Below are 10,337 nucleotides of genomic sequence, written 5' to 3'. Positions count from 1 at the left end.
ATTGCCTCAAACCACATGAGTGGCGTTCCCTCACATGAGGCGGGGGGAACTTAGGGGGAGCCTCTATTGGAGCCGGTGGAGGCACACCGGACTGTCAACGACAGTGCGAGCATTTCTTATGCTAGCGGGCAGAAATAATGTGTCAAGACTTTAGATATTGAAAACTGAAAACGCCCCACGAAGGGGCGTTTGTGTTTTATGACTATTAGCTGTAGCAACGAGAGAAGACATTCGCCCTCCACTCATTTCTGTGAGTTCGGATCGGCCGAGTACCTATCACATGGCCTGACTGATCTCGGATCTCCTTATTGATAGTGACTGGCTGCTGACCCATATGTTCCAGCTGCACCAGATCTCCAGTAGAAAGCTCCTGCTCCCTTGCTACGCGCCGAAGATCGACGCCCCAGAAGGTTGTTTCTTTACCGGATGTTTCATTACGCAATGTGATGAAAAAGCTCATTTTATTGCGCTTGTCATGCGAAAAGTGATCATCACCCATCGCAATTATCAATCCACGGTGGCCACCTGCACCACCAGAATGGTTTACTGCTTCAATCTTCTGATGCTTCCACGGCGCCGCTGGTGCCACAGTGGGACGATTTTTTAAGTACCATATGCCAAATGCAATCACCGCCCCCCAGAATACGAACTCGGGAGCTACGAAGAATAAGCCGAAAGCAAGTGGAAGCACTATTTTGAATGAGCTAAATGCGCGAAGTTTCATGGGAATCTCCCCTTAAGATCATAAAAATGGGGAGGCTCTCCACCCAAAAGGGGAAGATTCTCCCCGTTGGGTAGGCTGTATAGGCTAGTAGCAGTGGCAAAAGCCTTTTACTTAATGCTTGTGCTTTTTACCGCATGAGCGCGAGGGCATATGCTTATAGCCCAGAAGCACAAGGGCTCCAATCCATAGCGGACTGGTGATAATGATACCCATCAGAACATCATTCATTGCCCTTCTCCTTTGTAGCAAGTTCGGCTCGTTGAATTATGCTCAACGCTAACATTCCTAGGCTCACGATAGTGACTGTTATTGCCAGTTTACCACTAACCTGTTGTGTTAGCAGGAAACCGATGATAGCTGCCCCGAAAACGGCCACGCAGAATGTAGTCAGCGCTTCAAAGCCATATTTCAACCTAAAATGCTTTTGATCCATACAGCATTTCCCTTTTAGGATTAGTGAGTTACGAATCCATGGGAATAGCCTTCCCCATGGGAAGATTCCCATGGGGTGGATCGCCATTAGCAGGCGAGTAATAGCGTGCATCTGACCGCATTCACGGCGCCCGCTTTCAAGATGCTTGGCGGGCTTTAGGTGAGCGTCTCTATTGGTGCCGGTTGAGACCACCGGACTGTCTTCGACAGTGTTTGCACCTTTAATGCTATATCCGCCCTGCGGCATGTCAAGGTGTGTACCAAAAAGAAAAACGCCCCACGTGCGAGGCGTTTAGTAGGTACTATCTTCGATTCATTGGTCGCAGTTCATAAGGTATGCCCTCTAGGCCATAGTCAAAGACATACCCCAGGGTTTTTATATCTGCAAGCATAGCGCTACAGGCTTTGTAAGGATCTTGATTTTCAAGTAAGTCATCATAACGAGCTAAAAGGCGTTGAACCTCAATAGGAAGCGATGAAGGATCCTCAAATAGGTCGATACTGTCCTGTCTTTGGAGGGGCATGCGTATTGAGTCCATGAGAAAATGCCCCCTATCTGACGATGGGGGGCATTTGGTAGGTAAAATTAGTGCTTAGTGGAGCCATGCCGCTTATGAGGCATCCTCCTGCTCTTTGAGCTGGCCTTTCCAAATAGCGGCCACAACCGCTATATGAAAGAACACTACTGCACCAATGTAGGCAATAGTGACACGATAGGGATCGACGGCTGTTCCGAGCATTGCCGCTACCAAGCAGGCGGCACTCACAGTCGCAGATGATCGGTCAATAACACTAAGCATAGCTTTAAGTACTGCACTGTTTTTCAGTTTGTTTTTCATAGGCTTACTCCTTAAGTTAATAGATACGGAGCAAACGTCCCACTATGGGAAGTTTTGCTTCCCGCAGTGGGTTATAACCACCCCGGTCAGGGGGAGTTAATTGTGCTGTAGTAACTCAGTGCATAACCGGGGAGTCGTACGACCCAGCGGAATATCCATGATTGGGTTGTACAGGTTGCTGAGTCTGTGCAGCTTCTTGAGCATCGCAAACTACTGGGGTTGGTTCATTCTGAATCGGCTGTGGTTGCTCTAAGGTTTGCTGTTCAGATTGATCACGGCTCGGTGCTTGATACACCATCTTGCCGTCAATCTTTATCCAAGAAATGAACAGTAAACGGGCCTTCAAGCTAACGCCTGTTTGGCCCTGTTTCTTGCCCGATTTAAAGACGAAGACGTCTGTCCAGAGGTCACCAAGTTTAAATCCAATCAATACTTTCTTATCCATATTGACCGACTGTTCGCAGCGCTTGACGAGTGATTCTGCTTCTCGGCCGCTAACACGACAATCAAACTTGGTATACGAGACATCATCAGATGGCCCATTAAGTGCAGAAATATCACATGCCCAGAAAGTTTCACCACGCTTGGGTGTTACCTGGCGAATTCTGTTCAAGTAACCAAGGCCGTTGATGTGCAGATCAAAAAAGCTCTTAGTTTCGTTTTGAGTAGTCATGGTGTTTCTCCGTAATGGATAAGAATAACGAATCCATGGGAAACACCATCCCCATGGGAAAGTGTTCCCATGGTAGATAGGTAGGCCAAAAGGCCAATTACAGATATAGCTTGCCTCAAACCACATGAGTGGCGTTCCCTCACATGAGGCGGGGGGAACTTAGGGGGAGCCTCTATTGGAGCCGGTGGAGACACACCGGACTGTCATCGACAGCGTTTACATTAGCTATGCTAGCTAGCGTACACAGAGTGTCAAGTATCATTGGACTTAGAATCAACCCAAGTTAACTAGAGACGTTCACTCTACAAGCTGGTGTAAACATTCTTCCCGCGTCGCATCTGCAAAATTTAATGCCAGAGGAAATAATGCCTTGGCCGCGCGCCTTGCCAAACTACGGGCGAGAATTCGCTGAAAGATGCATGCAATTTGACCACTTTAGTGTTGGCATGCTCGACGAGACGTGCACTATAGAAGCTCTTTGGTAGAGGTTAGTACTTTTCAGAGTCGGCCAATTGCTTGAGAGTTATGCATTTTTCTCTTGTGACAAACTTTGTCTCTACCGCCTCCGTTGGCAACATATATAGAACATCAAGCGGCAACTCCTCTCCTGCAAGTCTCAATTCTGCCTTCAGTCGGTTCAGAGGCTCGCCAGACGGGCCAACGATTAAAATATCGAAATCACTGCCGACGCCGAACAGCGATGAGCCAAACATGAATGACTCGTACTCCTGCAGGGACTTGCAGGATTTAAGTAAGTAACTCGCGACTTCACATGCCGTCATTAACGGTTCCACAACAGCAACTTTAACTCGTCCCATTTCATTACCTCGCATTCAAGATCTCGTCCCGCCTCGATGGCCTCCGGGGTGGGATGCCCATTTGGATTGATGTTCCAGGCAATATCGATAGGGCCGAACTGATCCCATAAGGTGCGAATAGAATCAGCTATCGGCTCGTACTCCGTAACCATGCCCACCCGAAAGGTGCGCCCACTGGCGAGAGTCATCGTAAAGACGCGATCAAATTCTCTATCAAGGTTGGTAATAGATCTATTTTGCCTGATAAGCCGGTATGAGAAGGAATAGTCCTTATGGGCAGCAGTATTTACTTTGCCTTTGTTAATAGCGGAATTGAGTGTGCCGGCGCTCCCCCATCCTATTGTGTTGCTTTCTAAATACCTGATTGCCCCGCCTCCCCAAACACACTCCTTCCGATATCCGCATAAGAAATCCATGTCGGGATAATCCGTGTGGCATTGCATCGCTAATTCGTCGTTGATCGTGTAGGCAGCCGAGATAACCGCAACGGCTTCAGGCCGGTCAGGCATCGTGATCCTGATAGCATCATCGCGGATATGCTGCCCCGACGCTGTGCCGTGAGTTGCTAAAATGTATTTAAGTGCGTATTTAACCTGCCAGTTCATGCGAAGATTTCATCCATTTCTGCGGGATAACGAATAGCTCCGCCAGCAACACCACAAACATGACGTTCTGAGAGGCCTCGAACATGTTCTTGATATCTTGCGAATGTTTGTTGCTCCGCTTCCGTCATATGGTGCCGGTTTGCCTTGATGATGGCTTGTATCCGGAAATGATTAGGCAAAATGACACCTCGCATCCTCTGCACCCACGTCTTAGCCGTTTCTGATTCCGGATCATATTCGAAGCTTGCACCATCGGAGGGGGCGAACTCATTCCATACGGCTTTGTTTTCGGTCATGGCGGTGATCACAGCATCTCTAACTTGGCCGCGCTCATCATAAGAACGAATTCCTTGCCTATTTGCCAGGGCAGCGAGGTGGTTACTTTTCCAACCCAGCAATGTACTACGGCTATATCCGCCAGAATCCTTGTCGATAATCGTATGGCAAGTCGGGCACAACAGAATAAGGTTTTCAAAAGAATCAGCCTCGAACTCTCCAGCGGGCCTTTCGTCGTGGCGCGGCCCCGTTTTTCCGTGCGGAATCACATGAGCCATTTCGGCTATATGCTTATCTCCCCCCATTTCAGCTGGAAACAGAGGTTCGAGGCAATCGGGATGTTGGCAGTGACCCGCAGCCTTCGAAAACAACCGTAATTTCGTTTCTGCAGGTATATGTTTACGGTTTGCCATAGTTAGTAGCCTAAACTCTGATGCTATTAAAAGTGGTATAGAAGATACAGACCAAATAGATCAATAACGAATATTTCTGACATCGGAAGCTGAAGAACAGATTGCTTTGGGCCTTTTCCTCACTGTATTACCCTCAATAATTTCCACAATCAAGCTAGGAAGAGGGACAATACAGCTAGGACTGCCACGTGCCAATAGTGCTTGGACATTACGCGCTGAATATCGCACCCCACGCTATACCACGCGTTGGGAAGAGCTGCTGAATGTGCGGTAAGTAGGTGGAGCTGAAGCTGAGATTTTCTCAACTAAGTAATACTCGCTGCCACAACACATGACTTCAGCAGCCCCCCTCCCCCCCTGTATCACTACTAAGTATGCTGCCACAGTTTTTGGGTGGTGTGGGCAAGTCGGATATTTGGCACTGATTACTGGATTGGTTTCCTGTGTTTGAAGCTGATGTCTTACTGCGACAAATCATATGTGTGGAGATTGTCACTATAAGGGCAGCGATAATCAGAAAGCTGCCACCAACGATAGGTTCTAGCATAGAATTTACCTCGACTGAATACCCGCTGATGAGACATTCGTCCCTACTTTCTATTTATCGCTGCCTGTCGATCTGGGCCTTGGGCACATACGTCTTTATCATCTGGAAGATGGGAGATCGAATTTCATAGACAGGACGATCAAGGCCGAGAACATTGTCGGGTTCGTCTGATTCATAACGCCTGATCACGGCCCACTCTCCGGGATTGAGGAAAGCACAGCCCTGTTCCCTGATCAGGGCCGCTGCTCCAGCAACATCACCCTGATCGAGAAGCCCCTGGTACAATTCGGCAGTGAGACTCTCGCGACAGATATAGACGCCTTCCGTCAGTATAACCCTGAGGTCCATTCTCACTTCGGCATCCCCCTCCCTTCTTAGTCTCATAATCGATGGAAACACGTACACCTGATGGCTGCGATCATGGTCGATTAGCGTAGCGCTGCTGATCTCGCTCTCAGGGTTGTCGACCAACACAGTGATGTTGCTATCGACAAGGCGGCAGAGTCTCTGTCGTACCAATTCATTGGTTGTGGCGTTATCGTTATCGTGTGAGGCTTCGTTGAATCGCAACGCCGCATCCTTCGAGAAGCAGACCATGTAGCTGGGAGTATCGAAGCCAACCATATCCGCTGTCTCGGCTAGGGCAGCAAAAGAAGCAACAGTGAGGATAATGGCAGCCAGGGTACGGGCAGACTCTAGTGACCTGGGCATAGCTGCCTCCATTTCTTTCGTTAATGAACCCAGTTTTTCATACAGCAGCCCAGGAACATATGCAATGCATGTGCCTAGCTAAATAATTCATCGCACAATATCACCCAGGCGCGCTGGATCACCCTTTATGTACCGTTAACAGATCCAGCAATCTCTGGCCGCTGATAATAGTGACGTTCCCGTTACATTTGGCTGAGTAATGACTCGCACTGCCTGTACGCCCAGTATGTACAAAGATGCCTTTGCACCCTTTAACAGCGACAATTTGACAGAACTCGCGCACATGAGCGGCGGATATATGGCCTGCGTAACGTTTGGCTTGGATTAAGTGCAGTTGACCATCCAGATAGACTCTTCCATCAATACCCCCATCACCTGTATAGCGATGGTTTCGTTTGACCTTATACCCTTGCTGCTCATACGCCTCTAAGATCATTTCTTCGAAGACAAATGGATCGACTTTCCGCAGGTAGGCAAATTTTCGACCCGGCTCTTGGATGGTAGTAAGCACAGCTAGGCTTCGGCGTGCCTGGCGTTCTTTTTGCCTATGGCTGCGCTTCCTCCAGCCGAAAAGCCTCAGGATTGGCATCGTAAAGTTGCTTAACAACACCAGTGCAACCAGCAAAAAGATCAGAAGAGATAGCGGTATGTGGTGAAATAAGTCAGGCATGCTGCAGTTCTCTAATTCTGGCAACACGTAAGACTCTGAGCACGCTGGACGAACGTCTCAACAGATAATTAATATCACGCGATGAGACATTTCCCATGCGCTGGGCGTAGCGACAGAAGACCATCGTGGGGGCGACAGCTGTTTGTTTGCGCTAGGCGGGAGCTTGGATGGCTGAGGCAGCCTTTTCTCTTTTAACCCTTTGGGTTTACTCAACGACTATTCATGCCTTTCACGGGTAAGCCCCTTCCCCTTCAAAACCATTCCATTAACCCCTTAATCCTTTTGGCCTTTTAGGGTTTCTCCCTTTCCCTCATTACAGATACCTGGTGACAGAAAGTTCTCCCGCCCTTTTGCTCGGCTGTGGCCTTACTTTTCATCGTGTTCGATATTAGGAAAAAGCAGTGCAAAACTTATGGATCGGCGACAGCGGATTCTCCAATACACCAAAGAAGGCCTAGTGCACTTTCCACCCTTACCAGTAGCTAGGCTTGTCAGCAGGCTTCTTACGAGTAGGAACACGATCAGGAAACTGGTGTGCCTCAAGCTCTTCATTAGAGATGTAACGGCGCATCCAGTTGGCGTTGTTCTGTAGTGATCCTGGCGGTGTTCTCTCACCCCCATTGTGGTGTGGCACTATGATGCCGATGCGTAGGTGTGGGAAGTCCTCACGAATTGCCTCCAGAGCCGGCGCCAGATCCGTATCTCCCGACACTAGGACGATCTGTTGAATTCGGCCTTCCGATGCGTCTTCCCTACGCTGTTTCGCTGCGAGGCGATACATGGCTATGGCGATTCTGACGTCAGTCTCCTTCTCTTCGAGGTTCCAGATATCGACTTGGTCTTGTCGAGAAGCTTGCACCTTCCTGGAGACGAAGCGAGGAGCCTTCCGGTGGTCCAGGCGATGACGGCCCCAGTGGACTTTAACGCCATAAGCCTTGAGAGCCCGGACATAGGTATCCTGGGCCTGCTTTGATTGCAGACCACGTGTAGCTAAGGCTGGCTGCACGGGAGAGGTGAAGTAGTGGATCTCAGCAACCTGACTGCGGGGATCCTGCTCGTGATTGATGGCACTTAACAAGGACGGGAGGTCGAGCCACTTGTAGGGAGTGCCTGCCAGCAGCCCGTAGAACACGTTGTAACCATCAATGAAAAAGGCGGTCTGCACAAGATAAGGTCCTTAGAAACGAAAAAACCGGCACTATGGCCGGTTTTTTCACCCCAACTGCCAGCGAATTGAATCGCTGCGTACGGGGTTGAGTCGTGATTATATTCTTACGCATATTGATGACCCCGTCAAGTGGCTGAAGTCGTTGCCTACGTTGTTTGCTTTGAAATCTTGGCAAACCGTTGGTGTAAACTTAGAGGCAAATTTTACTAGAGTGGCGTTACCTCTTGCTAAAGGCGAGTACCTTCTGCCAAGTAGTCTTTAATCGTCTCTCAAGCTAATCAGTAGACTTCTTCACTTCGTAGTTTTAGCTGTAGCAGACAGAACAGTGCAGTAGCGCCTAGTGATGTGCCACATACCCTTCACGAACTTTGACGAGACCTTGTCTGTCACATAGAATGACATATAAATACGTCTATCTAGGTGACGAAGATGAACATGGAAATCAAAGACGTCGTGGACCGTGAGGGCTTTATCATGGCAGAAGCCCTCTTGGATGAATTGCATATCACTAAGCGTGAGTTCGCTCACGCGATCGGTCTGAGCCATAGCGCTATCATCCGCAAGGATCGTCTTCATGCAGTCTCCACGCAACAGCGCCTACGCCAAACGATGGAGATCCTTAAGCGAATCGAACCATGGGCTGGGTCGATCAGTGGGGCATGGTCATGGTACCGCACGTACCCGATTTCCCCTCTTGGAGACCTCACAGCAGAAGAACTGGTCAGTCATGGTCGTGCTGATGATGTCCGGGCTTATCTCTCTCACATTGCTGAGGGAGGCTATGCGTGAGCCTGCTGAAACTGGGGTTTCAGTACAAAGGGGTCGTCTATCGTGGCCACAATCCTCTGTGGCAGCATGCACCTGAGTCCGGAGAGGGTGCGGCTAGGAATGGAGGACGATGGAACCCAGTTGGTCTCCCAGCGTTATACACAAGTGAGCGTTTTGAAACCGCTTGGCTTGAGGCTCAGCAAGGGTTCCCATTCAAGACACAACCACTGACACTTTGTACCTACAATGTTGATTGTGGCCCCCTACTAGATCTTTGTGATCCAGCAATTCAAGAGCGAGTACGTCCTAATCCGAAGGGGTGGATGCACGAAGCCTGGTTGGATAAGAAGCTTCGACGCGAACCGGTTATTGCTTGGGAGATCGCCACGCAGCTAATTGAGCAGGGTTTCACCGGCATTCGCGTGCCATCTCAAGCCAAGAACGCAACAGATCGTGATATCAACATCGTATTCTGGAAATGGTCGCATAAGAAGCCTACCAAAGTTCGTGTGATAGATGATGAGGGACGGTTGCCAAGTGAACCAGCGGACACTCCGTTAAGGCCTTAGCAAGTACTTCCAGGTTGGAATCAAGTATGCTGCTGTGCTCGCTCAATGGCGACATCAATGCGTGCCTTGAGGGTCTTGGTAACCTGATTCTTACGGCGGGACTTACGCCAGCCTCCCCAAATGAGTACAGCGATGCCAGCAGTGATCGCCCAGCCCCACTCTGCCATGCGCCATGGTTGCTCAAAATAACCGCGGGGAGGCATTGTTAAGTATACGACCAATGCAGCTACGATCAGCGCGAGAATGAGCGAAATACCAGTGATACGCACCATGCGAAGTCGATGTTGCAGCACCTTCGGAGAGGTAATCTCGTGCACCTGGTCAGTTGCATGGTTCACAAGTGAGCACATCCAACCACGTTCACAGCCCTGACGCTGTGCATTAATTAATGTAATTCGCTGTCCAGGGCGTAATGGAATGCTGGTGTCTTCGAGTTGGATGGCTCGTTCACGACCGTCATCATCACGAATCCAGAAATTTTGATGGGTAGTTTGGCTCACTTTCACGGAGGAGGTATGAGCATAGCCTCCCCCACCATGGGCCTGGACATGGGTTTCACTGTACCGGTCAGTGTCCAGCACCTCGCCGTGAACCTGCCAGAATTTAATCTGAGCACTACCGTAGTTGAGATCGTCCATGATGTTTGGCCTTGCGCGCAATTCGAAGTGTCCATGTAGCAAGCATTATAGAGGTTTCGGTGAAGGGGCAAAACGACAGCAGAAAGGGGCTTCACGTCTTAGTCAAAAAGTGGGTGGTAAGACACCCACTTACCAAGCTCATTCCTCGCCTTGTACTTTAGACAGTACGCCAAGCGCTAGAAGGTAACTCGGATAGTTTGCCCAAGCGAGTGGCTTCGGCAACGGATCCGGTCTGTCCCGGCCCCGCCTGAAGAGTGGATGGTATAGCTGCCTGGCCCAGCCCGGAGAACTTTCTCAAGACCTCCCGCATCCACATACTCAATTTCAGCATCGAATGTAGAGGATCCTGATACTGTATTAAAGTTTACCGTATAGCTCCTTGACCCACCTGTATGGGATCGTAAGTCCGCGTATGCTCCCCAAAACCCGGGCGGAGCCCAAATTTCTACAATTGCCATCGCTGACCTCCTTTTTGACAGTGACTAT

15 protein-coding genes are annotated in these 10,337 nt (G+C 49.6%); 3 read left to right on the top strand and 12 right to left on the bottom strand.

Annotated elements, in window-relative coordinates:
- Positions 1-205 precede the first annotated feature (205 nt).
- The 7 genes from CPA45_RS19240 to CPA45_RS19205 form a co-directional block, all read right to left on the bottom strand.
- Positions 206-724, bottom strand: a complete 519-nt coding sequence (locus CPA45_RS19240; RefSeq protein WP_096654362.1) for a hypothetical protein — start codon at positions 722-724, stop codon at positions 206-208.
- A 220-nt stretch (positions 725-944) separates the two neighbouring features.
- Complete coding sequence (locus CPA45_RS22745) at positions 945-1,157, bottom strand: hypothetical protein (RefSeq protein ID WP_133066802.1); 213 nt, start codon at positions 1,155-1,157, stop codon at positions 945-947.
- Positions 1,158-1,767: 610 nt separating this feature from the next.
- Entirely contained in the window at positions 1,768-1,995 is a 228-nt protein-coding gene (locus CPA45_RS19225) for a hypothetical protein (RefSeq protein WP_096654356.1), read from the bottom strand.
- A gap of 115 nt (positions 1,996-2,110) precedes the next feature.
- Complete coding sequence (locus CPA45_RS19220; protein ID WP_096654354.1) at positions 2,111-2,668, bottom strand: STY4534 family ICE replication protein; 558 nt, start codon at positions 2,666-2,668, stop codon at positions 2,111-2,113.
- A gap of 488 nt (positions 2,669-3,156) precedes the next feature.
- Entirely contained in the window at positions 3,157-3,450 is a 294-nt protein-coding gene (locus CPA45_RS19215) for a nucleotidyltransferase domain-containing protein (RefSeq protein WP_096654352.1), read from the bottom strand.
- Positions 3,450-4,091 carry a hypothetical protein gene (locus CPA45_RS19210; protein WP_096654350.1) on the bottom strand — a complete coding sequence of 214 codons (642 nt, stop codon included), beginning with the start codon at positions 4,089-4,091 and terminating at the stop codon, positions 3,450-3,452. Before CPA45_RS19210 ends, CPA45_RS19215 begins: the two co-directional genes overlap by 1 nt.
- A complete protein-coding gene (locus tag CPA45_RS19205) occupies positions 4,088-4,780 on the bottom strand; it encodes an HNH endonuclease (RefSeq protein ID WP_096654348.1) in 693 nt (230 codons plus the stop codon). Before CPA45_RS19205 ends, CPA45_RS19210 begins: the two co-directional genes overlap by 4 nt.
- A 106-nt stretch (positions 4,781-4,886) precedes the next feature.
- On the opposite strand from CPA45_RS19205, the gene CPA45_RS23205 reads away from it, so the two are divergent.
- Positions 4,887-5,054, top strand: coding sequence for a DUF4113 domain-containing protein (locus CPA45_RS23205; RefSeq protein WP_279628824.1), 168 nt, complete (start codon positions 4,887-4,889; stop codon positions 5,052-5,054).
- A 327-nt stretch (positions 5,055-5,381) separates the two neighbouring features.
- Here CPA45_RS23205 and CPA45_RS19195 read toward each other — a convergent pair whose 3' ends face one another.
- The 3 genes from CPA45_RS19195 to CPA45_RS19185 form a co-directional block, all read right to left on the bottom strand.
- Complete coding sequence (locus tag CPA45_RS19195) at positions 5,382-6,038, bottom strand: hypothetical protein (RefSeq protein WP_096654344.1); 657 nt, start codon at positions 6,036-6,038, stop codon at positions 5,382-5,384.
- 118 nt (positions 6,039-6,156) lie between these two features.
- Positions 6,157-6,708: a restriction endonuclease gene (locus CPA45_RS19190; protein ID WP_096654342.1), complete on the bottom strand. Its 552-nt coding sequence runs from the start codon at positions 6,706-6,708 to the stop codon at positions 6,157-6,159.
- A 472-nt stretch (positions 6,709-7,180) separates the two neighbouring features.
- Entirely contained in the window at positions 7,181-7,873 is a 693-nt protein-coding gene (locus CPA45_RS19185) for an NYN domain-containing protein (RefSeq protein ID WP_096654340.1), read from the bottom strand.
- 432 nt (positions 7,874-8,305) lie between these two features.
- Between CPA45_RS19185 and CPA45_RS19180 the strand changes: the two genes are divergently transcribed.
- Both CPA45_RS19180 and CPA45_RS19175 read left to right on the top strand, forming a co-directional pair.
- Positions 8,306-8,665, top strand: coding sequence for an XRE family transcriptional regulator (locus tag CPA45_RS19180; RefSeq protein ID WP_096654338.1), 360 nt, complete (start codon positions 8,306-8,308; stop codon positions 8,663-8,665).
- Positions 8,662-9,213, top strand: coding sequence for an RES family NAD+ phosphorylase (locus tag CPA45_RS19175; RefSeq protein WP_208858557.1), 552 nt, complete (start codon positions 8,662-8,664; stop codon positions 9,211-9,213). The genes CPA45_RS19180 and CPA45_RS19175 overlap by 4 nt, the downstream gene beginning before the upstream one ends.
- A 20-nt stretch (positions 9,214-9,233) precedes the next feature.
- Here CPA45_RS19175 and CPA45_RS19170 read toward each other — a convergent pair whose 3' ends face one another.
- Positions 9,234-9,851: a hypothetical protein gene (locus CPA45_RS19170; protein WP_096654336.1), complete on the bottom strand. Its 618-nt coding sequence runs from the start codon at positions 9,849-9,851 to the stop codon at positions 9,234-9,236.
- Between the two features lie 176 nt (positions 9,852-10,027).
- On the bottom strand, positions 10,028-10,309 hold the full coding sequence (locus tag CPA45_RS23305) for a colicin Z C-terminal domain-related protein (RefSeq protein ID WP_096654334.1): 282 nt from the start codon (positions 10,307-10,309) through the stop codon (positions 10,028-10,030).
- Positions 10,310-10,337 lie beyond the last annotated feature (28 nt).

The sequence above is a fragment of the Vreelandella nigrificans genome (assembly GCF_002374315.1).
Taxonomy (GTDB): Bacteria; Pseudomonadota; Gammaproteobacteria; order Pseudomonadales; family Halomonadaceae; genus Vreelandella; species Vreelandella nigrificans.
This window is presented reverse-complemented; position numbering and strand designations above follow the sequence as displayed.

What these genes read in the sequence shown, in the direction of transcription:
- CPA45_RS19190 (WP_096654342.1), bottom strand. Translation starts at nt 6,708, where the DNA reads ATGCCTGACTTATTTCACCACATACCGCTATCTCTTCTGATCTTTTTG.
- CPA45_RS19210 (WP_096654350.1), bottom strand. Translation starts at nt 4,091, where the DNA reads ATGAACTGGCAGGTTAAATACGCACTTAAATACATTTTAGCAACTCAC.
- CPA45_RS19195 (WP_096654344.1), bottom strand. Translation starts at nt 6,038, where the DNA reads ATGCCCAGGTCACTAGAGTCTGCCCGTACCCTGGCTGCCATTATCCTC.
- CPA45_RS19205 (WP_096654348.1), bottom strand. Translation starts at nt 4,780, where the DNA reads ATGGCAAACCGTAAACATATACCTGCAGAAACGAAATTACGGTTGTTT.
- CPA45_RS19215 (WP_096654352.1), bottom strand. Translation starts at nt 3,450, where the DNA reads ATGACGGCATGTGAAGTCGCGAGTTACTTACTTAAATCCTGCAAGTCC.
- CPA45_RS19220 (WP_096654354.1), bottom strand. Translation starts at nt 2,668, where the DNA reads ATGACTACTCAAAACGAAACTAAGAGCTTTTTTGATCTGCACATCAAC.
- CPA45_RS19225 (WP_096654356.1), bottom strand. Translation starts at nt 1,995, where the DNA reads ATGAAAAACAAACTGAAAAACAGTGCAGTACTTAAAGCTATGCTTAGT.
- CPA45_RS19240 (WP_096654362.1), bottom strand. Translation starts at nt 724, where the DNA reads ATGAAACTTCGCGCATTTAGCTCATTCAAAATAGTGCTTCCACTTGCT.
- CPA45_RS22745 (WP_133066802.1), bottom strand. Translation starts at nt 1,157, where the DNA reads ATGGATCAAAAGCATTTTAGGTTGAAATATGGCTTTGAAGCGCTGACT.
- CPA45_RS23305 (WP_096654334.1), bottom strand. Translation starts at nt 10,309, where the DNA reads ATGGCAATTGTAGAAATTTGGGCTCCGCCCGGGTTTTGGGGAGCATAC.
- CPA45_RS19170 (WP_096654336.1), bottom strand. Translation starts at nt 9,851, where the DNA reads ATGGACGATCTCAACTACGGTAGTGCTCAGATTAAATTCTGGCAGGTT.
- CPA45_RS19180 (WP_096654338.1), top strand. Translation starts at nt 8,306, where the DNA reads ATGAACATGGAAATCAAAGACGTCGTGGACCGTGAGGGCTTTATCATG.